Origin of the sequence: Ramlibacter sp. (assembly GCF_035627355.1) — a bacterium.
In the GTDB taxonomy this organism is placed as follows: Bacteria; Pseudomonadota; Gammaproteobacteria; order Burkholderiales; family Burkholderiaceae_C; genus Ramlibacter.
The window spans coordinates 207824-231151 of sequence record NZ_DASPLW010000007.1 but is presented as its reverse complement, the minus strand read 5'-3'; the positions used below and the strand labels follow the sequence as shown (position 1 = coordinate 231151).

The 23328-nt window shown below is 69.2% G+C and carries 21 protein-coding genes; 12 read left to right on the top strand and 9 right to left on the bottom strand.

Features of this window, described 5'->3' with window-relative positions:
• Window positions 1–16 precede the first annotated feature (16 nt).
• Window positions 17–628 (bottom strand): YqiA/YcfP family alpha/beta fold hydrolase, encoded by a 612-nt coding sequence (locus VEC03_RS02555; RefSeq protein WP_324912559.1) that lies wholly within the window; start codon window positions 626–628, stop codon window positions 17–19.
• 34 nt (window positions 629–662) lie between these two features.
• On the opposite strand from VEC03_RS02555, the gene rodA reads away from it, so the two are divergent.
• From rodA to VEC03_RS02530, 5 genes are all read left to right on the top strand, one after another.
• A complete protein-coding gene (rodA, locus tag VEC03_RS02550) occupies window positions 663–1817 on the top strand; it encodes a rod shape-determining protein RodA (RefSeq protein ID WP_324912558.1) in 1155 nt (384 codons plus the stop codon).
• The gene (locus VEC03_RS02545; RefSeq protein WP_324912557.1) at window positions 1814–2698 is read left to right on the top strand and encodes an NAD(P)-dependent oxidoreductase; all 885 of its coding nucleotides are present in this window, start codon (window positions 1814–1816) and stop codon (window positions 2696–2698) included. The genes rodA and VEC03_RS02545 overlap by 4 nt, the downstream gene beginning before the upstream one ends.
• Before the next feature lie 66 nt (window positions 2699–2764).
• Window positions 2765–4228: a metalloprotease TldD gene (tldD, locus tag VEC03_RS02540; RefSeq protein WP_324912556.1), complete on the top strand. Its 1464-nt coding sequence runs from the start codon at window positions 2765–2767 to the stop codon at window positions 4226–4228.
• 192 nt (window positions 4229–4420) lie between these two features.
• Complete coding sequence (locus VEC03_RS02535; RefSeq protein ID WP_324912555.1) at window positions 4421–5548, top strand: 3-deoxy-7-phosphoheptulonate synthase; 1128 nt, start codon at window positions 4421–4423, stop codon at window positions 5546–5548.
• 93 nt (window positions 5549–5641) lie between these two features.
• The gene (locus tag VEC03_RS02530) at window positions 5642–6658 is read left to right on the top strand and encodes a hypothetical protein (RefSeq protein ID WP_324912554.1); all 1017 of its coding nucleotides are present in this window, start codon (window positions 5642–5644) and stop codon (window positions 6656–6658) included.
• A gap of 18 nt (window positions 6659–6676) precedes the next feature.
• Here the strand turns inward: VEC03_RS02530 and mpl are convergent, their stop codons facing one another.
• A complete protein-coding gene (mpl, locus tag VEC03_RS02525) occupies window positions 6677–8059 on the bottom strand; it encodes a UDP-N-acetylmuramate:L-alanyl-gamma-D-glutamyl-meso-diaminopimelate ligase (protein ID WP_324912553.1) in 1383 nt (460 codons plus the stop codon).
• 90 nt (window positions 8060–8149) lie between these two features.
• On the opposite strand from mpl, the gene VEC03_RS02520 reads away from it, so the two are divergent.
• The 7 genes from VEC03_RS02520 (at window position 8150) to VEC03_RS02490 (ending at window position 14175) form a co-directional block, all read left to right on the top strand.
• Window positions 8150–8737, top strand: coding sequence for a hypothetical protein (locus tag VEC03_RS02520; protein ID WP_324912552.1), 588 nt, complete (start codon window positions 8150–8152; stop codon window positions 8735–8737).
• Window positions 8734–9285: a TlpA disulfide reductase family protein gene (locus VEC03_RS02515; protein ID WP_324912551.1), complete on the top strand. Its 552-nt coding sequence runs from the start codon at window positions 8734–8736 to the stop codon at window positions 9283–9285. Before VEC03_RS02520 ends, VEC03_RS02515 begins: the two co-directional genes overlap by 4 nt.
• A gap of 157 nt (window positions 9286–9442) precedes the next feature.
• The gene (gene accB, locus VEC03_RS02510) at window positions 9443–9904 is read left to right on the top strand and encodes an acetyl-CoA carboxylase biotin carboxyl carrier protein (RefSeq protein WP_324912550.1); all 462 of its coding nucleotides are present in this window, start codon (window positions 9443–9445) and stop codon (window positions 9902–9904) included.
• A gap of 17 nt (window positions 9905–9921) precedes the next feature.
• Window positions 9922–11271: an acetyl-CoA carboxylase biotin carboxylase subunit gene (accC, locus tag VEC03_RS02505; protein ID WP_324912549.1), complete on the top strand. Its 1350-nt coding sequence runs from the start codon at window positions 9922–9924 to the stop codon at window positions 11269–11271.
• A gap of 4 nt (window positions 11272–11275) precedes the next feature.
• Window positions 11276–12157 (top strand): 50S ribosomal protein L11 methyltransferase, encoded by an 882-nt coding sequence (gene prmA / locus VEC03_RS02500; RefSeq protein ID WP_324912548.1) that lies wholly within the window; start codon window positions 11276–11278, stop codon window positions 12155–12157.
• A 22-nt stretch (window positions 12158–12179) separates the two neighbouring features.
• A complete protein-coding gene (locus VEC03_RS02495) occupies window positions 12180–13265 on the top strand; it encodes a DUF3426 domain-containing protein (protein WP_324912547.1) in 1086 nt (361 codons plus the stop codon).
• Window positions 13266–13287: 22 nt separating this feature from the next.
• On the top strand, window positions 13288–14175 hold the full coding sequence (locus VEC03_RS02490) for a carbohydrate kinase family protein (RefSeq protein ID WP_324912546.1): 888 nt from the start codon (window positions 13288–13290) through the stop codon (window positions 14173–14175).
• Between the two features lie 10 nt (window positions 14176–14185).
• On the opposite strand, the gene VEC03_RS02485 is transcribed toward VEC03_RS02490, so the two are convergent.
• The 7 genes from VEC03_RS02485 to icmF form a co-directional block, all read right to left on the bottom strand.
• Window positions 14186–14953 carry an SDR family oxidoreductase gene (locus VEC03_RS02485; protein WP_324912545.1) on the bottom strand — a complete coding sequence of 256 codons (768 nt, stop codon included), beginning with the start codon at window positions 14951–14953 and terminating at the stop codon, window positions 14186–14188.
• Window positions 14954–15102: 149 nt separating this feature from the next.
• A complete protein-coding gene (locus tag VEC03_RS02480; protein WP_324912666.1) occupies window positions 15103–15981 on the bottom strand; it encodes a branched-chain amino acid ABC transporter permease in 879 nt (292 codons plus the stop codon).
• 139 nt (window positions 15982–16120) lie between these two features.
• The gene (locus VEC03_RS02475; RefSeq protein ID WP_324912544.1) at window positions 16121–17005 is read right to left on the bottom strand and encodes a branched-chain amino acid ABC transporter permease; all 885 of its coding nucleotides are present in this window, start codon (window positions 17003–17005) and stop codon (window positions 16121–16123) included.
• 114 nt (window positions 17006–17119) lie between these two features.
• Complete coding sequence (locus tag VEC03_RS02470) at window positions 17120–18322, bottom strand: ABC transporter substrate-binding protein (RefSeq protein ID WP_324912543.1); 1203 nt, start codon at window positions 18320–18322, stop codon at window positions 17120–17122.
• Between the two features lie 26 nt (window positions 18323–18348).
• Window positions 18349–19056, bottom strand: a complete 708-nt coding sequence (locus VEC03_RS02465; protein WP_324912542.1) for an ABC transporter ATP-binding protein — start codon at window positions 19054–19056, stop codon at window positions 18349–18351.
• Window position 19057: 1 nt separating this feature from the next.
• Window positions 19058–19831, bottom strand: a complete 774-nt coding sequence (locus VEC03_RS02460) for an ABC transporter ATP-binding protein (protein WP_324912541.1) — start codon at window positions 19829–19831, stop codon at window positions 19058–19060.
• Between the two features lie 162 nt (window positions 19832–19993).
• Window positions 19994–23287: a fused isobutyryl-CoA mutase/GTPase IcmF gene (icmF, locus tag VEC03_RS02455; RefSeq protein ID WP_324912540.1), complete on the bottom strand. Its 3294-nt coding sequence runs from the start codon at window positions 23285–23287 to the stop codon at window positions 19994–19996.
• Between the last annotated feature and the right edge of the window lie 41 nt (window positions 23288–23328).

Below are 23328 nucleotides of genomic sequence, written 5' to 3'. Positions count from 1 at the left end.
TTGTCCCATGCGGGTTTCAGCCGGCGGGGCTGCCGAGGCCCAGGAAGGCGAGCACCCGGTCGATGCGCTGGTCGAAGTCGCTGATCGCGTGGTCGCCGCCTTCGATCAGGTCGATGGCCGAGCCCGGATAGCGGCCCACCATCTCGCGCCAGTCCAGCACCTCGTCGCCCTTGGCGACGATGGCCAGCACCCGTTCAGGGTGGGGCAGGGGGCCGTGCTCCATCGCCCTCAATTCGTCGACGTAGCGCGGCTCGAAGTAGAAGTGTTGACTCGGGTCGTGCCAGAAGGTCTGCTCGCCGATGTACCGGGCCAGGTCGCGCGCCGGATCCACGGCCGGGTTCAGCAGTACCGCGCGGCAGCCGGTCTCGTGGGCCACGTGGGTGGCGTAGAACCCACCCAGCGAGGAGCCGATCACGCCCATGCGGTCGCGCGGCCACGACGCGATCCCGTCCATGACCATCTGCATCGCCGCACGCGGGGACGGCGGCAGCTGCGGGCACCACCAGGCCAGCCCCGGGTGCTCGCGGGCGATCCGCTCGGCCACCCGCACCGCCTTGGCGGAGCGGGGCGACGAACGGAAGCCGTGCAGGTACAGCAAATGCGTCACGGAAGCCGGTTCTTCGCTCATCCGGCAATGATGCCAGCGGAGATAATCCGCCCCCATGTCCGCTGTCCTCGAAAAGCCGCCGCTGTGGCAGCGGGTGGCCCCGATGCTCCAGGGTTTCGACGGCCCCTTGGCGTTCGCCGTGTTCCTGCTGGCCAGCGCCGGCTTGATGACGATGTATTCATCGGGCTTCGACCACGGCACGCGCTTCTACGACCACGCGCGCAACATGCTGATCGCCGGCTCCATCATGTTCGTGGTGGCGCAGGTGCCGCCGCAGCGGCTGATGAGCCTGGCCGTCCCGCTGTACACGCTGGGGGTCGCGCTGCTGGTGGCGGTGGCGATGTTCGGCATCGCCAAGAAGGGGGCGCGCCGCTGGATCGACCTGGGCGTGGTGATCCAGCCCAGCGAGATCATGAAGATCGCCATGCCACTGATGCTGGCCTGGTGGTTCCAGAAGCGGGAAGGGCAGCTGCGCCCGCTGGACTACGCCATGGCCGGGCTGATCCTGCTGGTGCCGGTGGGCCTGATCATGAAGCAGCCCGATCTGGGCACCTCGCTGCTGGTCCTGGCGGCGGGCGTGTCGGTGATCTTCTTTGCCGGCCTGTCCTGGAAGCTGATCGTGCCGCCGGTGGCGATCGGGCTGGTCGGCATCGTGCTGCTGGTGGTGTTCGAGGGTCAGCTGTGCGGCGAGGGCGTGCGCTGGCCGGTGCTGCACGATTACCAGCAGCAGCGCATCTGCACCCTGCTGGACCCCACCAAGGACCCGCTGGGCAAGGGCTTCCACATCATCCAGGGCATGATCGCGATCGGCTCGGGCGGCCTGCTGGGCAAGGGCTTCATGCAGGGGACGCAGACGCACCTGGAGTTCATCCCCGAGCGCACCACCGACTTCATCTTCGCCGCCTTCTCCGAGGAGTTCGGGCTGGTGGGCAACCTGTGCCTGATGGCCGGCTTCATCTTCCTGATCTTCCGCGGGCTGGCGATCGCGCTGGAGGCCTCGACGCTGTTCTCGCGCCTGCTGGCTGGGGCGATCACCATGATCTTCTTCACCTATGCCTTCGTGAACATGGGCATGGTCAGCGGCATCCTGCCGGTGGTGGGCGTGCCCCTGCCCTTCATCAGCTACGGGGGCACCGCGATGGTCACGCTGGGGCTGGGGCTGGGCATCCTGATGTCGATCGCCAAGGCCAAGCGGCTGGTGCAGACATGAGCGGCCCCTGCCGCGTCGGCATCGTCGGGGTCGGCAACATGGGCGGCGCCGTGGCGCAGCGCCTGCTGGGGTTGGGCTGGTCGGTGAACGCCTGCGATCTCGTTGCCGCGAAGGTGGCGGCGCTGCAGGCGCTCGGTGCCCGGCCGGCCGTCGACCCGGCGCAGGCGGCCGAGGGCGCCGGCGCCCTGATCGTCTGCGTGGTCGATGCGGCGCAGAGCGAAGCGGTGCTGTTCGGCGAGCGGGGCGCTGCCGCGGCGCTCGCGCCCGGCGCGCCGGTGCTGCTCTGCCCGACGATTGCGCCGGAAGACGTGGCGGGACTGGCCGCTCGCCTGGCCGCGGGCGGGCTCCATCCGCTGGATGCGCCGATGTCGGGCGGTCCCGCCCGCGCCCGCGAGGGCACCATGAGCCTGATGGTCGCCTGCAGCGACGAGGCCTGGCAGCAGGCCCAGGGCCTGGTCGCCGCGCTGAGCAGCCAGGTGTTCCGCGTCGGCGACCGTTGCGGCGACGGTGCCCGCACCAAGCTGGTCAACAACCTGCTGGCCGCGATCAACCTGGCCGGCGCCGCCGAAGCGATGGCGCTGGCGCAGCGGCTGGGCCTGGACCCCGGTCGCACGCTGGACGTGATCGAGCGGTCCAGCGGGCAGAGCTGGATCGGCTCCGACCGCATGCGGCGGGCGCTGGCGGGCGACTACGCGCCGCGCGCCCACGTCAACCTGCTGCGCAAGGACACCAGGCTGGCGGTCGCGATGGCGCGGCAGGCGGGCTTCGAGGGGCCGCTGGGGCCGGTCGCCGCCGGCGTGTTCGAGCAGGCCGCGCAGGCCGGGCTGGGCGAGCTCGACGACGCGGCCCTGTTGCAGCTGCTCGGCGGCCAGCGAACCTGAGCCGCGCCGGCGCGGTGCATGGGCCACTGCACCGCAGGGGCGGGGCGCCGCACCTAGAATCCTTCGATGATCTCCCGCGAACCGACCCTGGAGCGCCTGGCCACGGCCCAGCGGCTGCTCCTCGAACCCTTCGGACTGGACGAAACCCACCTGGCGCGCGCCCTGGCCGAGATCCAGGCGCACCGGGTGGACGATGCCGACCTCTACTTCCAGTACACGCGCAGCGAGGGCTGGAGCCTGGAGGAGGGCATCGTCAAGACCGGCAGCTTCAGCATCGACCAGGGCGTGGGCGTGCGCGCGGTCAGCGGCGAGAAGACCGCCTTCGCCTACTCGGACGACATCTCCGAAGCCTCGCTGCTGGACGCCGCGCGCACGGTGCGGTCGATCGCATCGGCAATGCAGTCCGGACGGGCCAAGGTCGGCGCCCGCAAGAAGGTGGCCTCCAGCCGGTCGCTGTACCCGGCCGTCGATCCGATCTCGACGCTGGACAGCACGGCCAAGGTGAACCTGCTCGGGCGCGTGGAGCAGCTGGCCCGCGCCAAGGACCCGCGCATCGTGCAGGTCATGGCGGGGCTCGCCAGCGAGTGGGACGTCGTGATGGTGGCACGAGCCGACGGCACGCTGGCCGCCGACGTGCGGCCGCTGGTGCGCCTGTCGGTCACCGTCATCGCCGAGCAGAACGGCCGCCGCGAGGTGGGCTCGGGCGGCGGCGGCGGGCGCTTCGGGCTGGCGTACTTCGACGAGGAGCGCATCCGCGAATACGTGGACGATGCCGCCAAGGCCGCACTGACCAACCTGGAGTCGCGGCCTGCCCCGGCCGGCGAGATGACCGTGGTGCTGGGCCCGGGCTGGCCCGGCGTGCTGCTGCACGAGGCCGTGGGCCATGGGCTGGAAGGCGACTTCAACCGCAAGGGCTCCAGCGCCTTCTCCGGCCGCATCGGCGAGCGCGTGGCGGCCAAGGGCGTCACCGTGCTCGACGACGGCACCATCGCCGACCGGCGCGGCTCGCTCAACGTGGACGACGAGGGGCATGCCACCCAGCGCAACGTGCTGATCGAGGACGGCATCCTGCGCGCCTACATCCAGGACTCGCTCAACGCCCGGCTGATGGGCGTCGCGCCCACCGGCAATGGGCGCCGCGAGAGCTATGCCCACATCCCGATGCCGCGCATGACCAACACCTACATGCTGGGTGGCGACAAGCCGGCCGAGGAGATCGTGGCCAGCATCAGGAAGGGCCTGTACGCCACCAATTTCGGCGGCGGCCAGGTGGACATCACCTCCGGCAAGTTCGTGTTCTCCGCGAGCGAGGCCTTCTGGGTGGAGAACGGGAAGATCCTGTATCCGGTCAAGGGCGCGACCATCGTCGGCAACGGCCCCGACGCGCTGACGCGGGTCACGCTGATCGGCAACGACATGCAGCTGGACAGCGGCGTGGGCACCTGCGGCAAGGAAGGCCAGAGCGTGCCCGTGGGCGTCGGCCAGCCGACCATGCGCATCGATGGATTGACGGTCGGCGGCACGGCCTGAGCGTGCATGTGCTAAATTTCCGACCCATGCGCAAGCACAGCGTGTTCTTCTTTGGCTACTTTTGGTTCTCTGGCGCCCCCGGCGGTCGAGAGTCCTGAGCGTACCTGCAAGAAACGCGAGAACCCCCGAAGAAACCGCCGGACCCCCGGCGGTTTTTTTATGCCTTTTCCAGACCGCGAAGGAGCCTCACCGATGAATGCAGCCCGATCCGCCACCGCCAGCGAGCCTTGGTATCCGCACCCCGTCGACAAGACCAGTGCCACCGACGACCAGCGCATCAAGGACATCACCGTGCTGCCTCCACCCGAGCACCTGATCCGCTTCTTCCCGATCCGCGGGACCGAAGTGGAAGGCCTGGTCAGCCAGACCCGGCGCCGCATCCACGACATCATGGCGGGCGCCGACGACCGCTTGCTGGTGGTGATCGGCCCCTGCTCCATCCACAACCCGGACGCGGCACTGGAGTACGCGCGCCGGCTGCAGGAGATGCGCCGCCGCTACGCCGACACGCTGGAGATCGTGATGCGGGTCTATTTCGAGAAGCCCCGCACCACGGTCGGCTGGAAGGGCCTGATCAACGACCCGTACCTGGACCAGAGCTACCGCATCGACGAGGGACTGCGCATCGCCCGCCAGCTGCTCATCGAGATCAACCGCCTGGGCGTGCCGGCCGGCAGCGAATTCCTCGACGTGATCTCGCCCCAGTACATCGGCGACCTGATCTCCTGGGGCGCGATCGGCGCCCGCACCACCGAGAGCCAGGTGCACCGCGAACTGGCCTCGGGCCTGTCGGCGCCGATCGGCTTCAAGAACGGCACCGACGGCAACATCCGCATCGCGACCGACGCCATCATGGCGGCCAGCCGCGGGCACAACTTCCTGTCGGTGCACAAGAACGGGCAGGTGGCCATCGTGCGCACCAACGGCAACAAGGACTGCCACGTCATCCTGCGGGGCGGCAAGGCGCCCAACTACGACGCCGACAGCGTGGCCACGGCCTGCCGCGAACTCGAGGCCGCCAAGCTGCCGCCGCGGCTGATGGTCGATTGCAGCCATGCCAACAGCAGCAAGCAGCACGAGAAGCAGCTGGACGTGGCGCGCGACATCGCCCGGCAACTGGCCGGCGGCTCTCGCAGCGTGTTCGGCGTGATGGTGGAGAGCCACCTGCACGCCGGCGCCCAGAAGTTCACGCCGGGCAAGGACAAGCCCGGGGACCTGGAGTACGGCAAGAGCATTACCGATGCCTGCCTGGGCTGGGAAGACTCGGCGGGATTGCTCGGCGTCCTCGCCGAGGCAGTTGCCGCGCGTCGAGCCCGATGACACCACTCGGGGCAAGCCATTATTTACATGCAGTAACTACATCACTACATTGGTTGCTTTCGCCGCCGACGCAGTCCCCGGTGGCGACCGCCCATGTCCCTCGAACTGCCCATCCTTCGCATCGGGCTGGCCGGCTTCTCCACCCAGCAGGAGGAGGAGCTGGCGGCCCTGCTGACGCGAGCTTCGCCCGGCGGCATGGCCTGGGAGCTCGCGCGGCTGGGCGAAGCCGACGCCATCCTGATCCACGGCAGCCGGACCCAGGTCCTGTCGGAAGGCACGGTGCGCATCGCCTCCGGCGTGGCCGGCGGGCGATCGGTCCACATCAACCTGCCCGACGTGGATCGCCCGGTGGCCTTCGCGCTGCCCTTGCCGCGCAACCTGCCGCAGGGGCTCAGCTTCGAGCTGCAGGATCCGGCCAGCGTCCGTGGCCTGCTCGGGCGCCTCGAGAACTGGATGCGCCCGACCATCGCCCAGTTCGGCCTGGCGTCGCAGATCCTGGAGCAGGAGAGCGCGCTGGGGTCCGGCGTCTACCACGTGAACGCCGCCAGCGGCCTGCTGCTGGCGGTGGTGGACCTTCGCGGCGACGTCGGCGTGCTGCCGGCCGCCGCGCCGCTCGAGCTGGAAAATGCGATGTGGACGCCGCAGCCGAACGCGTCCGCCATCCCCGGCCACTTCTCCCGCACCAGCCTGTCGCAGCTGATGTGGCAATACGCGCTGCGCACCCGCCGCGACACCCTGCCGCGCCGCTACCGGACCGGGCTGCTGTATTTCCGCCGGCCGCCCCGGCTGCCGCAGCGCATGCTGAGCGATGCCCACCTGTTGCTGCTGCGAGAGCTGGCCGTCGCGCCGGCCCGCTTCGCCGAACTCCAGCAGCGAACCGGCCTGGGTGAGGAGCGGCTGGCGCAAGACCTGGCCGCGCTGTACCTCGTGGGCGCCATCACGTCCAACCCCAAGCGCGCTTCGCAGGCGACGCTGCGGCGGGGCGAGGGGCCCGATTCGATGCACAGCGGACGCAGCGTCCTGCCGTCCGGGCTGGGCCAGGATTCCGACCGGCAGCTGTTGCGGCCCCGGCCGGACCTGACAGCGCCGGCGCCGCTGTCGCTCGACTGAGAGGCGCGTCCCCGGCCGCTAGGCAGCCCGGCGTTCCAGTGCCGCCAGCAGGCGCGCGTGGATGCCGCCGAAGCCCCCGTTGCTCATGCACAGGACGTGGTCGCCCGGCCGGGCTGCGGCGGTCGTCATGTCCACCAGGTCGTCGATGGAATCGGCCACCCGGGCCCGCTCGCCCATGGGCGCCAGCGCCGCCCGCGCATCCCAGTCCAGGCCGCCAGCGTGGCACAGCGCCAGGTCGGCCTGTTCCAGGCTCCAGGGCAGTTGCGACTTCATCGTGCCCAGCTTCATGGTGTTGCTGCGCGGCTCGAACACCGCGAGGATGCGCCCGCCCTGCGGCCCGAGCTGGCGGCGCAGCCCGTCCACCGTGGTGCGGATGGCCGTCGGGTGGTGCGCGAAGTCGTCGTAGACCCGCACCCCGCCGGCCTCGCCGCGCAGCTCCATGCGGCGCCGCACGTTCCGGAACGAAGCGAGTGCCTGCGCCGCCGCAGCCGGATCGACGCCGACGTGCTCGGCCGCCGCGATGGCGGCCAGGGCATTGAGCTGGTTGTGCACGCCACCCAGCTCCCATTCGACCCGGCCGGCCTTCTCGCCCCGGCGCAGCACGTCGAAGGCACCAGGCTCCCCGATGGCGCTGAAATCGTCGACTGCCGCCCCGAAGGAGCGCACCTCACTCCAGCAGCCCGCGTTCAGGACGCGCTGCAGGCTTTCCTCCAGGCCGTTGACGACCACCCGGCCGCTGCGCGGCACGGTGCGCACGAGGTGGTGGAACTGGCGTTCGATGGCCGCGAGGTCATCGAAGATGTCCGCGTGGTCGAACTCCAGGTTGTTCAGCACCGCGGTGCGCGGCCGGTAGTGCACGAACTTGCTGCGCTTGTCGAAGAAGGCCGTGTCGTACTCGTCGGCCTCGATCACGAAGCAGGAGCCCTTGCCCAGCCGCGCCGAGAGGCCGAAGTTCATCGGTACCCCGCCCACCAGGAAGCCGGGTTCCAGCCCGGCCTGCTCCAGGATCCAGGCCAGCATCGACGTGGTGGTGGTCTTGCCGTGGGTGCCGGCGACGGCCAGCACATGGCGGCCATGCAGCACGTGTTCGGCCAGCCACTGGGGCCCGCTGGTGTAGCGGGCGCCCTGCTCCAGGATGGCTTCCATGAGCGGGTAGCGCGGCGAGCCGTCGGCCTGGCGGGCCCGCGAGACCACGTTGCCGACCACCCAGGCGTCCGGTGCCAGCGAGAGCTGGTCGGCTCCGAAACCTTCGATCAGTTCGATGCCGAGGGCGCGCAGCTGGTCGCTCATCGGCGGATAGACGCCGGCATCGCAGCCGGTCACCTTGTGTCCCGCTTCGCGGGCCAGGGCCGCGACGCCGCCCATGAAGGTGCCGCAGATGCCCAGGATATGGATGTGCATGCGCGGGATTATCGGATGGCCCTCCGGTCCGGCCGCGTTCGCAGCGGCTGCGGTTCCCTCGCGGCGGGCGGCGGGCACAATGCCGGTGTGATGGACAGTGTGCAGGCGGAGATCGCGGCGACCGCGGCCCGCATGGTGGTCGAGGAAGGACTGGAGTACGGGCCGGCCAAGCGCCGCGCGGTGCGCCAGTTGCGCCTGCCGCCGCGCGCCGCCTTGCCCGACAACGACACGCTGGACGAGGCCGTCCGCGAGTACATCGCGGTCTTCTGCGCCGACACCCAGCCACAGGAACTGGCCGCGCTGCGTCGCCACGCCCTGACCTGGATGGAGCGGCTGGCGGAGTTCCGGCCGCACCTGGCCGGGGCCGTGTGGAATGGAACCGCCACCCGGCTGTCGGATATCTACCTGCAACTGTTCTGCGACGACCCGAAATCGGCCGAGCTGGCCCTGATCGACCACGACGTGAACTACGAGGCCCGCACGGTGACCGGGTTCCAGGGCGAGCCGGTGGAGGCCCTCAGCCTGTCCAGCCTCTGCCCGGGGCTGGGCGAGACGGTGGGGGTGCACCTGCTGATCCACGACCTGGACGACTTGCGGGGTGCCCTGAGGCCGGACGGCCGCGGCCGGGTGGCGCGCGGCGACGCGACGGCGCTGCGGGCGCTGCTGGAGATGGAATGAACGAAGCTGTTGTCTCGCGCCCGGCCAGCCGCCGGCGCATGCTGTTGACTGCCGGGGTCGGTGCCGCCGCGGCGCTGGCTGGCGGTGGCCTGGCCTGGTGGCGGCTGCGGCCCGGGGCGGTCGCCGAAGGGGCGCCGGAGGGGTTCTGGGCTTCCGGGTTCGATACCCCCGACGGGGGCCACCTGCCCATGTCGCGCTTCCGCGGCCAGCCCCTGCTGCTGAATTTCTGGGCCACCTGGTGCCCGCCCTGCATCGAGGAACTGCCGCTGCTGGACGCCTTCCAGCAGGAGCAGGCCGGTCGCTGGAACGTGGTCGGCCTGGCCATCGACCAGCCGAGCGCGGTCCGCCAATTCCTTGGCAAGGTGCCGGTGCGCTTCCCGATCGGGATGGCCGGGCTGGGTGGCACAGACCTGTCCAAGTCGCTGGGCAACCAGGCCGGGGGGCTGCCGTTCACCGTCGTGTTCGGACCGGAGGGGGACATCCGCCAGCGTAGAATGGGCAAGCTCTACCGCCGCGACCTGGACCAGTGGGCATCTTCCGGTGGATGAGCCTGCAAGCCGGCCCGGGCCCTGTTCCATGGCCTTCCGGACGACCCGGACGGCATCCCAAGGATCTGCAAGATCCGAAAAATTAGGCGAAGAAAAGTAAAAATCGCAGCGTTTTGCGGTAAATTCGCCGACTTTCCACGAAGAACCGGCGGAGACCATGGACCTGCGAAAACTGAAGACGCTGATCGACCTCGTGTCCGAATCGAACGTCTCGGAACTGGAAATCACCGAAGCCGAGGGCAAGGTCCGCATCGTCAAGGGCGGTCCGGCCGCCACCCCGCAGGTGGTGTATGCGGCGCCGCCCGCCGCCGCTGCAGGCGTTCCCGCCCAACTGCCGGCCGCGTCGGCGCCGGCCGCTGCGGCCCCCGCGCCCGAAGTGCCCGCCGGGCACACCATCAAGTCGCCGATGGTGGGTACCTTCTACCGCGCCTCCAGCCCGGGCGCCAAGCCCTTCGTCGACGTGGGCAGCCAGGTCAAGGAAGGCGACACCGTCTGCATCATCGAGGCGATGAAGATCCTCAACGAGATCGAGGCGGACAAGACCGGGACCATCACCCAGATCCTGTGCGAGAACGGGCAGGCCGTGGAGTACGGCCAGCCGCTGTTCGTGATCGAGTGACCGGGTAGCCGCCGTCCATGTTCAAGAAGATCCTGGTCGCCAATCGCGGCGAAATCGCCCTGCGGGTGCAGCGCGCCTGCCGCGAGCTCGGCATCAAGGCGGTGATGGTCTATTCCGAGGCCGACCGAGACGCCAAGTACGTCAAGCTGGCCGAGGAGGCCGTCTGCATCGGCCCCGCGGCTTCGCCGCAGAGCTACCTCAACATGCCGGCCATCATCTCGGCCGCCGAAGTCACCGATGCCGAGGCCATCCACCCCGGCTACGGATTCCTGTCCGAGAACGCCGATTTCGCCGAGCGGGTGGAAAAGAGCGGCTTCCAGTTCATCGGCCCGACGCCCGAGTCGATCCGGCTGATGGGGGACAAGGTCTCGGCCAAGCAGGCCATGATCAAGGCGGGCGTGCCCTGCGTGCCCGGCTCCGAAGGCGAACTCCCGGACGACCCGGCGCAGATCCGCCGCATCGCCCGCGCCATTGGCTACCCGGTGATCATCAAGGCCGCCGGCGGCGGCGGCGGCCGCGGCATGCGGGTGGTGCACACCGAAGCCGCCCTGGTCAACGCGGTGCAGATGACCAAGGCCGAGGCCGGCGCGGCGTTCGGCAACCCGGCGGTCTACATGGAGAAGTTCCTGCAGGACCCCCGGCACATCGAGATCCAGGTGCTGGCCGACAAGCACAAGAACGCCGTGTACCTGGGCGAGCGCGACTGCTCCATGCAGCGGCGGCACCAGAAGATCATCGAGGAAGCGCCGGCGCCGGGCATCCCGCGCAAGCTGCTCGAGCGCATCGGCGAGCGCTGCGCCGCCGCCTGCAAGAAGATCGGCTACCGCGGCGCTGGCACGTTCGAGTTCCTGTACGAGGACGGCGAGTTCTACTTCATCGAGATGAACACCCGGGTGCAGGTGGAGCACCCGGTGACCGAGCTGGTCACGGGCGTGGACATCGTCAAGTCGCAGATCATGGTGGCGGCCGGCGAGAAGCTGCCGTTCGGCCAGCGCGACATCCAGTTGCGCGGCCACGCGATCGAGTGCCGGATCAATGCCGAGGATCCGTACAAGTTCACCCCGTCGCCCGGGCGCATCACGCTCTGGCACGCGCCCGGCGGCCCCGGCGTGCGGGTGGACTCGCACGTCTACAACAACTACTTCGTGCCGCCCAACTACGATTCCATGATCGGCAAGATCATCGTGCACGGCGACACGCGCGAGCAGGCGCTGGCGCGCATGCGCACCGCGCTGCTGGAGACGGTGGTCGAGGGCATCCACACCAACATCCCGCTGCATCGCGAGCTGCTGGTGGACGCCAAGTTCATGACGGGCGGCACCAACATCCACTACCTCGAGCAGTGGCTGTCGCACCACAAGCGCTGACCCCATGTTCGAACTGCGACTGCTCTGCGGCGAAAGCCAGGTCGAGGCGGTCAGCGAGGCGCTGGAGGCCCTGGACGCGCTGAGCGTCTCGGTCGAGGACGCCGACGCGCAGACCGACGCCGAGCAGGCGCTGTTCGGGGAGCCGGGGCTGCCGCCGCCGCGCGAAGGCTGGCAGCGTTCGCGCGTGCTGGCGCTGTTCGGGCAGCGCGCCGCGGCCGAGGAAGCGGCCCGGCTGCTGGCGGCGCAGGATTTCTTTGCCGACGGACAGGTGCAGGGCATCGAGGAAGTGCCCGAGCAGGACTGGGTGCGCCTGACGCAGTCGCAGTTCGCGCCGGTGGAGATCACGCCCGAGTTCTGGATCGTGCCCAGCTGGCACGAGCCGCCGGCCCAGGCCCGGCGCGTCATCCGGCTGGACCCGGGGCTGGCGTTCGGCACCGGCACCCATCCGACCACCCGCATGTGCCTGCGCTGGATCGCGCGGCAGCCGCTGCACGGGCGGCGCGTGCTGGACTACGGTTGCGGCTCCGGCATCCTGGCCATCGGCGCCGCGCTGCACGGCGCGCCCGAGGTCGACGCGGTCGACATCGACCCGGCGGCGGTGCAGGCCACGCTGGACAACGCCAGCGCCAACGGGGTCGAACTGCGTGCCGGCCTCCCGGAGGCGGCGCAGGGTCGTTACGAGGTGGTGCTGGCCAACATCCTGGCCACGCCGCTGAAGGTGCTGGCCCCGCTGCTGTGCGGGCACGTGGCGCCCGGCGGGGAGCTGGTGCTGGCCGGCATCCTCGAGCGACAGGCTGATGAATTGGCCCAGGCCTACGCGCCCTGGCTGCGGCTGGACGTGGCCGACACCGAGGACGGCTGGATCCTGATGACGGGGCAGCGCTAGCGGCTTCTACAATGCCGCGCTCATGAGCATGATCACCGCCTGCCCGGCCTGCGGGACGATGTTCAGGGTCGTCCCCGACCAGCTCAGGATCTCCGAAGGCTGGGTGCGCTGCGGCCACTGCGGCGAGGTGTTCGACGCCACCGGCAGCCTGCAGCCGGACCCGCGCCCCGCCGAGGCCTCGGTGCAAGCCATCCACCCACGGTTTTCGGAACCGGGCGAGCCGCACGCCCATCCCGCGTCCGGAAGCGATCGGGCCACGGAGGTTGCACCACCGCAGCAGGAGGTGCACCAGGAAGCGGCCGACGCCAGCGAACCGGTAGGGAACCTGCCCGGTGATCCCGAGCCGCAGCCGCAGCCACAGGCGATGCCACTGCCGCCGCAGCCGACGGAACGGACGCCGTCCGCGGCGTTCGCCGACGACGCGGAACCAGCCACCGGCGCCTCCGAGGTCCCCCGCGATTCGCAGCCGGCGGCGAGCTCGTCCCCTTACGACTATGCGCAGGCCTTCCGGGAGAAGGACGACACGGACCTGCCGGATGACGACGATGAAGCCGACTCCGAAATCCCCGACAGTGCGCTCGAGGACGTCTCCTTCGTGCGGCAGGCGCGCCGCCAGGCCTTCTGGCGGCGGCCGCTGGTGCGCCTGGCGCTGCTGCTCGTGGTGCTTGCGCTGGCCGGCCTGCTGGTCCTGCAGTTCGCCGTGCGCGAGCGCGACCGCCTGGCTGCCACGCAGCCGCAGCTGCGCCCGCTGCTGGTGCAGCTGTGCGACCGCCTGGGCTGCGCCATCGGCGCGCCGCGGCAGATCGAAGCCATCGTGATCGACAACAGCGGCTTCACCCGCGTGCGCCCCGAGGTCTACCGGCTCAGCTTCACGCTGAAGAACCCGTCGCCGCTGCCGGTGGCCGTGCCGGCGCTGCAGCTCACGCTCACGGACACGCAGGAGCAGCCGGTGGTGCAGCGCGTGATCCTGCCGGCCGAACTGGGCGCCGCGCCGGCGACCATCGCCGCCGCCTCGGACTGGTCGGCCAGCGTCGCACTGGCGGTCGACGCCGACAACGGCACCGCGGCCCGCATCGCGGGCTACCGCCTCCTCGCTTTCTATCCCTGACCTTCAACCCACAGGCAAGACCATGGCAGCCGTCATCTGCGGATCCCTCGCGTTCGACACCATCATGAACTTCGAGGGCCGCTTCTCGCAGCAGATCCTTCCCGACCAGCTGCACATCCTCAACGTGTCCTTCCTCGTGCCGGGCCTGCGCCGCGACTTCGGCGGCTGCGCCGGCAACATCGCGTACGCGCTCAAGCGGCTGGGCGGGCAGCCGCTGCCGATGGCCACGCTGGGCACCGATGGCGCGAGCTACCTGGAGCGGCTGCAGTCGCTGGGCATCAGCACCGAGTTCGTGCGCCGCATCGAGGACAGCTACACGGCGCAGGCGATGATCATGACGGACCTGGACAACAACCAGATCACCGCCTTCCACCCCGGCGCGATGATGCAGGCGCACCTCACGCGCATCGAGGCCCGGCCCGACATCCGGCTGGGCATCATCTCGCCGGACGGGCGCGATGCCATGCTGCAGCACGCCGAGCAGATGCACGCGGCCGGCATTCCGTTCGTGTTCGACCCGGGCCAGGGGCTGCCGATGTTCGACGGCCGCGAGCTGGCCGCCTTCATCGAGCAGGCGACCTGGGTCACGGTCAACGACTACGAAGGCAAGATGCTCGGCGAACGCACCGGCTGGTCGCCGGCCGAGATCTCGCGCCGGGTGCAGGGGCTGGTGGTCACGCTGGGCGGCGAGGGCTGCGAGGTGTGGATCGGCGGCGAGAAGACCCTGGTGCCCGGCGTGAAGGCCAGCGCGGTGGTGGACCCGACCGGCTGCGGCGACGCCTGGCGCGGCGCCCTGCTGCACGGGCTGGAGCAGGGCTGGCCGCTGGTGCGTTGCGCCGAACTGGGCAACCGGGTCGGGGCCGCCAAGGTCGCCAGCCGCGGGCCGCAGAACTGGGACTGGGCGGGCTGACGACGCGCGTTCAGCCGCGCGTGTGGGTGACCCCGCCGTCCACCACCAGCGTCTCCCCCAGCACGTAGTCGCCGGCGCGCGAGGCGAGGTAGATCGCCGCGCCGGCCATGTCCTCCAGGGTGCCCACGCGGCCGGCCGGCACGCGCCGCGCGACCTCGTCGCCGTGGTCGCGCGCCTGCTTGTTCATCTCGGAAGCGAAGGCGCCGGGGGCAATGCCGCTGACGACGATGTTGTCCTGGGCCAGCCGAAGCGCCATCCGCCGCGTCAGGTGGATCAGGCCGGCCTTGCTGGCGGCGTAGGAATACGTCTCCCACGGGTTGACCGAGATTCCGTCGATGGAGGCGATGTTGATCACCTTGGCCGGCCGGGCCTGCGCCCCGGCCTTCAGCAGCGGATGCAGGGCCTGGGTCAGGAAGAAGGGCGCCTTCAGGTTCAGGTCCACCACCTTGTCCCAGCCCGATTCGGGAAAGGTCTCGAACGCTTCGCCCCAGGCGGCACCCGCGTTGTTCACCAGGATGTCGAGCGCCGGCTCGCGGCGCGCGATCTCCGCTGCGAGCGCGCGCGCCGCATCGACCGTGGAGACATCGGCCGGCAGCGAGATGCAGGGACCCAGCGACGAGAGTTCGGCCGCCGCCTGGTCACAGGCCGCTGCCTTGCGCGCAGTGATGTAGACGCGCGCGCCCTGGCTGAGCAGGCCCGTGGCGATCATGCGGCCGATGCCGCGCGAGCCGCCGGTGACGAGGGCGACGCGGCCCTGCAGCGAGAAGAGATCGTTCATGGCACTGGCTTCCGTGGTGTTGGACTCGCAGCAGACTAGCCGCCGGGCCGCCCGCGGGCAATCGCCTGCATGACAGCGGCCGCCGATGCCGCAAGGAAAAAAGGCCCGCCGGAACCGGCGGGCCTCGATGCGCCTGGAAGCGGTCGGCTTCAGGACCGGGCGCGACGGCGCTCCAACCAGGCCAGGAGTTCGCCCACGATGCCCTTGCGGAAGGCCAGCACGCACAGCACGAAGATCACGCCGATGATGACGGTGACCCACTCGCCCACCTTGTCGGCCAGCATGTCCTGCAGCGAGATGACGATGCCGGCGCCCAGTACCGGCCCCAGCAAGGTGCCGACGCCGCCGAGCAGGCTCATCAGGATGACTTCGCCGGACATCTGCCAGTGCACGTCGGTCAGCGTGGCGAACTTCATCACCAGCGTCTTGAGTGAACCGGCCAGCCCGGACAGTGCCGCCGACAGCACGAAGGCCAGCAGCTTGTAGCGGTCGACGTTGTAGCCCAGCGAGACGGCGCGCGGCTCGTTCTCGCGGATCATCTTCAGCACCTGGCCGAACGGCGAGGTGACGATGCGCACGATGCCGGCGAAGCAGGCCACGAAGATGGCCAGCACGAGGTAGTACATGACCCGGTCGTCGACCAGGGACAGCACGCCGAACAGCTTGCCGCGCAGCACGCCCTGCAGGCCGTCTTCGCCGTAGGTGAACGGCGCCTGCAGGCAGACGAAGAAGATCATCTGCGAGAGCGCCAGCGTGATCATCGCGAAGTAGATGCCCTGCCGGCGGATCGCGACGAAGCCGAACGCCAGGCCGAGCAGGGCGGCCACGGCGGTGCCTGCGAGCAGGCCCAGCTCCGGGGTCCACTGCATGACCTTCACGGTGTGGCCGGTGATGTAGGCCGCGAAGCCGAAGAAGGCCGCATGGCCGAACGACAGCAGCCCGGTGAAGCCGAGCAGCAGGTTGAAGGCGCAGGCGAACAGGGCGAAGCACAGCAGCTTCATCAGGAAGACCGGGTACAGCCCGATCATCGGGGCGACCAGCCCGAACGCGAGCAGCGCCAGGTAGGTGACCAGCACCGGCCGGGGCAGGCCCGCGCGCGGCTCGTGGACGGCCGCCTGCGACTGCAGTGCGGCCTGGTTGGCGACGGAGGAAGAAGGCAGGGACATCTCAGGCTTCCTTGCCGAACAGTCCGGCCGGTCGCAGCACCAGCACGATGGCCATGATGACGAAGACGACGATGTTGGAGGCTTCGGGATAGAAGACCCGGGTGAAGCCTTCCACCACGCCCAGGCCCAGTCCGGTGACCACCGAGCCCAGGATGGAGCCCATGCCGCCGATCACGACCACGGCGAACACCACGATGATCAGGTTGGACCCCATCAGCGGGGTGACCTGGATGATGGGCGCGGCCAGCACGCCGGCCAGGCCGGCCAGCGCCGCGCCGGCGGCGAAGGTGAGCGTGACCATGACCGGCACGTTGACGCCGAAGGCCTGCACCAGCTTGGCGTTCTCGGTGCCGGCGCGCAGGTACGCGCCCAGTCGGGTGCGCTCGATGACGAACCAGGTGGCCAGGCACACGGCGATCGAGGCGACGACGACCCAGGCCCGGTAGTTGGGCAGGATCATGAAGCCGAGGTTGGTGGCGCCGGCCAGCAGTTCCGGCACGCTGTAGGACTGGCCGGAGACGCCGTACTGCTTGCGGAACACGCCTTCCAGGATGAGCGCCACACCGAAGGTCAGCAACAGCCCGTAGAGGGGGTCCAGCCCGTAGAGCCGCCTGAGCAGCCCGCGTTCGACGACGATGCCCAGCACGCCCACCACGAGCGGCGCCAGCACCAGCGCGAACCAGTAGTTGATGCCCCAGGAGTCCAGCATGATCCAGGCGGCGAAGGCACCGACCATGTAGAGGGCACCGTGGGCGAAGTTCACGATGTCCAGCAGGCCGAAGATGACCGCCAGGCCCAGGCTGAGCATGGCGTAGAAGGCGCCGTTGACCAGGCCGAGCATCAGCTGGCCGAGGAACGCCTGGTGGGGGATTCCGAAGATTTCCAAGGGTGACCTGGCTAGGGGCCGGAAGGCCGACGATTGTCCGACGGTTGAGGGGTATCCGGCAAACAGGGGCGGGCCGGCATTCCGGCCCGGCCCTGCCTGCGCGGCTTCAGCGGCTTACTTCTTCAGCGCGGAGCACTTCGACTCGGCCGGCGTGGTGAAGGCCTGGTCGCCCGGCACCTTGGCCACGAGCTTGTAGTAGTCCCAGGGCGTGGTGGACTCCTTGGGGCCCTTGACCTGGTACAGGTACATGTCGTGGATCATGCGGCCGTCGGCGCGCACGAAGCCGTTCTTCTGGTAGAAGTCGTTGTACTTCATCGAGCGCAGCTCGGCGTTCACCTTCTCGGCGTCGGTCGTGCCGACCTTCTGCACCGCCTTGAGGTAGTTCATGGTGGCGGAGTAGTCGGCGGCCTGCAGCGAGGACGGCATGCGCTTGTACTTGTCGAAGAAGCGCTTGGCGAACTTGCGCGACTCGTCGTCCTGGTTCCAGTACCAGCTGTCGGCCACCTGCAGCCCCTCGGCGTTGGACAGCCCGATCGAGTGCACGTCGTTGATGAACACCAGCAGGCCGGCAACCTTCATGCTCTTGGTGATGCCGAACTCCTTGGCCGCCTTCATCGCGTTGATGAAGTCGCCGCCGGCGTTGGCCATGGCCAGGATGTCCGCCTTGGAGCCCTGGGCCTGCAGCAGGAAGGACGAGAAGTCCGATGCGTTCAGCGGGTGGCGCACCGAGCCGACGACCGTGCCGCCGTTGGCCTTCACCACCGTGGAGGAATCGGCCTCGAGCGAGTGGCCGAAGGCGTAGTCGGCGGTCAGGAAGAACCACTTCTTGGCACCGGCCTTGACCAGCGCGCTGCCGCCCACCTTCGCCAGGGCCACGGTGTCGTACGCATAGTGGATGGTCCAGGGCGAGCAGTCCTCGTTGGTCAGGCGGGCGGAGCCGGCGCCGATGGAGATGAAGGGACGCTTCTTCTCCTTGGCGATGCCGGACATCGCGAGGTTGGTGCCGGAGCTGGTGCCGCCGATCAGCATCGCCAGGTTCTGGCTGTCGATCCACTCGCGCGCCTTGGAGGCGGCGACGTCGGCCTTGTTCTGGTGGTCGGCGGTCAGCACCTCGACCGGGCGGTTCAGGACCTTGCCACCGAAGTCCTGCACGGCCCACTTGATCATCTCGGCGCCCGCGGGCCCGTCGATGTCGGCGTAGAGGCTGGACATGTCGGTGATGAAGCCGATGCGCACGGGGCCGGATTGCTCTTGCGCGAACGCGCCCGCGGTGCCGAGTCCGATGGCCAGAGCGGCCACTAGGGTCTTGAGTTTCATTGCAAAGCTCTCCTGTTGAAAAAGGGTCAGACGCCGAGGTATTCCTGCAGCATGGCCGTGTTGGCCTGCAGCTCCTGCTGCTCGAACTCGCGCACGATCTTGCCGTGCTCCATCACGTAGAAGCGGTCCGCCAGCGGGGCCGCGAAGCGGAAGTTCTGCTCGACCAGCACGATGGTGTAGCCCTTGGCCTTGAGCGTGCGGATGGTCTCCGCCAGCTTCTGCACGATGACCGGCGCCAGGCCTTCCGAGATCTCGTCCAGCAGCAGCAGCCGGGCGCCGGTGCGAAGGATGCGCGCCACCGCCAGCATCTGCTGCTCGCCGCCCGACAGGCGCGTGCCGGGGCTGCCGGCGCGCTCCTTGAGGTTCGGGAACATGTCGTAGATCTCGGCCACGCCCATGCCGCCGGAACTGACGCTGGGCGGCAGCAGCAGGTTCTCCTCGGCCGACAGGCTGGCGAAGATGCCCCGTTCCTCGGGGCAGTAGCCCACGCCCAGCCGCGCCACCTTGTGCGGCGGCAGGCCGATGGCCTCGCGCCCGCCGATGCGGATGGAGCCGGTGCGCTTGCCGGTCAGGCCGACGATGGCGCGCAGCGTGGTGGTCCGGCCGGCGCCGTTGCGCCCCAGCAGCGACACCACTTCGCCCTCGTTGACGGACAGGTTGACGCCATGCAGGACGTGCGACTCGCCGTACCAGGCGTTGAGGTTCTCGATGCGCAGCAGTTCGGTCGAGGCCATGTCAGTGCGCCCCCTGCAGTTCGGTCTGCTCGGAGCCCATGTAGGCCTCGATCACCTGCGGGTTGCGCGAGACCTCCGAGTAGGGGCCGTCGGCGATCACGGCGCCGCGCTGCAGCACCGTGATGCGGTCGGCGATGGAGGAGACCACGTTCATGTTGTGCTCGACCATGAGGATGGTGCGGCCGGCCGACACCTTCTTGATCAGCTGCGTCACCCGGCTCACGTCCTCGTGGCCCATGCCCTGCGTCGGCTCGTCCAGCAGCATCAGGTCGGGCTCCAGTGCCATGGTGGTGGCCAGCTCCAGCGCGCGCTTGCGGCCGTAGGGCAGGTTGACGGTGAGCTCGCCGGCGAAGTCCTGCAGGTCCACCTCGGCCAGCAGCTGCCGTGCCCGGTCGTGCAGGTGGAACAGCGATTTCTCGGGCTTCCAGAAATGGAACGAGGTCCCGAGGTTGCGCTGCAGGGCCGCGCGGACGTTCTCCAGCACCGTCATGTGCGGGAACACCGCCGAGATCTGGAACGAGCGCACGATGCCGCGGCGCGCAGTCTGCGCCGGCTGCTCGTTCGTTATGTCCACACCCTGGTAGACGATGCTGCCGCGGGTCGGCGGCAGGAACTTGGTCAGCAGGTTGAAGAAGGTGGTCTTGCCGGCGCCGTTGGGGCCGATCAGCGCATGGATGTCGCCGCGACGGACCTGGAGGTCGACGTTGTCGACGGCCACGAAGCCCTTGAACTCCTTGGTCAGTCCCTTCGTCTCGAGAATGATCTCACCCGGCAATGCAGACTCCTCCAGCGCCAGCCGGATTCCAGCCGGTGACAAAAGTCGAATGCTAGGGAGCTGCGTTGCGGCCCGAAAGCGGGGAAAACCTTAAGTAGTTTTGCGTGGTGACGAGCTCGCCCCGCGGGCGGCGCAGGCGGCCCGCAAGCGCGGCGGCGTCGATCACATGTTGCGCCGGTACTGCCCCCCGACTTCGAACAGCGCCGAGGTGATCTGGCCGAGCGAGCAGACGCGCACGGCGTCCATCAGGACCTCGAAGACGTTGCCGTTGGCGATCACCGCCTCCTGCAGCCGGCGCAGCATGGCCGGCGCATTGCCCTCGTTGCGGGCGTGGAAATCCTGCAGGCGCGAGAGCTGGCTGCGCTTCTCCTCCTCGGTCGAGCGGGCCAGTTCCAGCTTCTCGGGGATGGGGTCGCCGTGGGGGTTGCGGAAGGTGTTGACGCCGATGATCGGCAGTTCCCCGGTGTGCTTGAGCATCTCGTAGTGCAGGCTCTCGTCCTGTATGCGCCCGCGCTGGTAGCCGGTCTCCATCGCGCCGAGCACGCCCCCGCGCTCGGCGATCCGCTCGAACTCGGCCAGCACCGCCTCTTCCACCAGCTCGGTGAGTTCCTCGATGATGAAGCTGCCCTGGTTCGGGTTCTCGTTCTTCGCCAGTCCCCACTCGCGGTTGATGATCAGCTGGATCGCCATGGCGCGCCGCACGCTGTCCTCGGTCGGCGTGGTGATCGCCTCGTCGAACGCGTTGGTGTGCAGCGAGTTGCAGTTGTCGTAGATCGCGATCAGCGCCTGCAGCGTGGTGCGGATGTCGTTGAACTGGATCTCCTGCGCGTGCAGGCTGCGGCCGGAGGTCTGGATGTGGTACTTGAGCTTCTGGCTGCGCTCGTTGGCGCCGTACTTCTCCTTCATCGCCACCGCCCAGATGCGCCGTGCCACGCGGCCCATCACCGTGTACTCCGGGTCCATGCCGTTCGAGAAGAAGAACGACAGGTTGGGCGCGAAGTCGTCGATGTGCATGCCGCGCGCCAGGTAGGCCTCCACCAGCGTGAAGCCGTTCGACAGCGTGAAGGCCAGCTGGCTGATCGGGTTGGCGCCCGCTTCGGCGATGTGGTAGCCCGAGATCGACACCGAATAGAAGTTGCGCACGTTGTGGTGCACGAAGTATTCGGCGATGTCGCCCATCACCTTCAGGCTGAACTCGGTGGAGAAGATGCAGGTGTTCTGGCCCTGGTCTTCCTTCAGGATGTCGGCCTGCACCGTGCCGCGCACGTTGGCCAGCACCCATTCGCGGATCTTGGCCGCCTCGGTCGGCGTCGGCTCGCGGCCGTTGTCGGCCTTGAACTTGTCCAGCTGCTGGTCGATGGCGGTGTTCATGAACATCGCCAGGATGGTCGGCGCCGGCCCGTTGATGGTCATGGACACCGAGGTGCTGGGGCTGCACAGGTCGAAGCCCGAATACAGCACCTTCATGTCGTCCAGCGTCGCGATCGACACGCCGGAGTTGCCCACCTTGCCGTAGATGTCGGGCCGCTCGTCCGGGTCGTTGCCGTACAGCGTGACGGAGTCGAACGCCGTCGACAGGCGCTTGGCCGGCATGCCTTCGGACAGCAGCTTGAAGCGCCGGTTGGTGCGGAAGGCGTCGCCCTCGCCGGCGAACATGCGCGTGGGGTCCTCGTTCTCGCGCTTGAAGGCGAAGGTGCCGGCGGTGTAGGGGTAGCTGCCGGGCACGTTGTCCAGCATCAGCCACTTGAGGATCTCGCCGTGGTCCTCGAAGGACGGCAGGACCACCTTTCGGATGGTGGTGCCCGAGAGCGACTTCGTGGTCAGGGCGGTGCGGATCTCCTTGTCGCGGATCTTCACCACGTATTCGTCGCCCGCGTAGGCCTTGCGCATGTCGGGCCACTGCTGCAGCAGCTGCTGCGCATCGCGGTCCAGCCGTTCCTTGCGGCTGCGGGCCAGGTCGATCGTGGCTTCGGCGGCCTGGGCGCGATCGGGCTTGTCCACCTGCAGCATCCGGGCGGCCGCCTCCAGCTGCTGGATCTCGCGGGCGAGCTTCGCCTGCTCGCGCGCACGCTTCTTGTAGCCGCGCACGCTGTCGCTGATCTCGGCCAGGTAGCGCGTGCGCGCAGCCGGCACGATGGGCGTCTGGTTGGTGCTGTGGCGCACGCCGGCCACCGGAAGGCGGCCTTCCTGCAGCTGCAGTCCCAACTCCTGCAGCCGCGGCTTGAGCGCCTGGAACAGCGCGGTGACGCCGTCGTCGTTGAAGCGCGCCGCCATGGTGCCGTACACCGGCATTTCCTCCGGCCGCTTGCCGAAGGCCTCGCGGTTGCGCTGGACCTGCTTGGCGACGTCGCGCAGGGCGTCCTGCGCGCCCTTGCGGTCGAACTTGTTGATCGCCACGAACTCGGCGAAGTCCAGCATGTCGATCTTCTCGAGCTGGCTGGCGGCGCCGAACTCGGGCGTCATGACGTACATGGGCACGTCCACCAGCGGCACGATGGCGGCGTCGCCCTGGCCGATGCCGGAGGTCTCGACGATCACCAGGTCGAAGCCGGCGGCCTTGCAGGCCGTGACCACGTCCGGCAGCGCGGCCGAGATCTCGCTGCCGAAGTCGCGCGTGGCGAGCGAGCGCATGAAGATGCGCGGGCCCTGCCGCCACGGACCGATGGCGTTCATGCGGATGCGGTCGCCCAGCAGGGCACCGCCGCTCTTGCGCCGCGAAGGATCGATCGAGATCACCGCCACCCGCAGTCGGTCGTCCTGGTCCAGGCGCAGGCGACGGATGAGTTCATCGGTGAGCGAGGACTTGCCGGCGCCGCCGGTGCCCGTGATGCCCAGCACCGGGACCTGCCGCTGCGCCGCCTGCTTGCGCAGGTCCTCCATCAGGCGCGCGTCCGCCGAGCCGTTCTCCAGCGCCGTGATCAGCTGTGCCAGCGCACGCCAGTTCGCGTCCTGGTGGCCCTGCACGGCCGCGGCGTCCTTGGGGGCATGCGCGGCGAGGTCCTTGTCGCAGCGCATGACCATCTCGCCGATCATGCCCTGCAGGCCCATGCGCTGGCCGTCTTCCGGGCTGTAGATGCGGGTGACGCCGTAGGCCTGCAGTTCGCGGATCTCGGCCGGCACGATCACGCCGCCGCCGCCGCCGAAGACCTGGATGTGGGCGCCGCCGCGCTGCTGCAGCAGGTCGACCATGTACTTGAAGTACTCGACGTGGCCGCCCTGGTACGAACTCACGGCGATACCCTGCACGTCCTCCTGCAGCGCCGCGGTGACGACGTCGTCGACGCTGCGGTTGTGCCCGAGGTGGATCACCTCGGCGCCCATCCCCTGCAGGATGCGGCGCATGATGTTGATGGCGGCGTCGTGCCCGTCGAACAGGCTGGCTGCCGTGACGAAGCGGACCTTGTGGGTGGGGCGATAGCTGGCCAGCGCCTTGAACTCGGCGGACAGGTCGGTCATTGGGGGTCTCCAGGAACCCCCGAGCCTAATTGACGTTTACG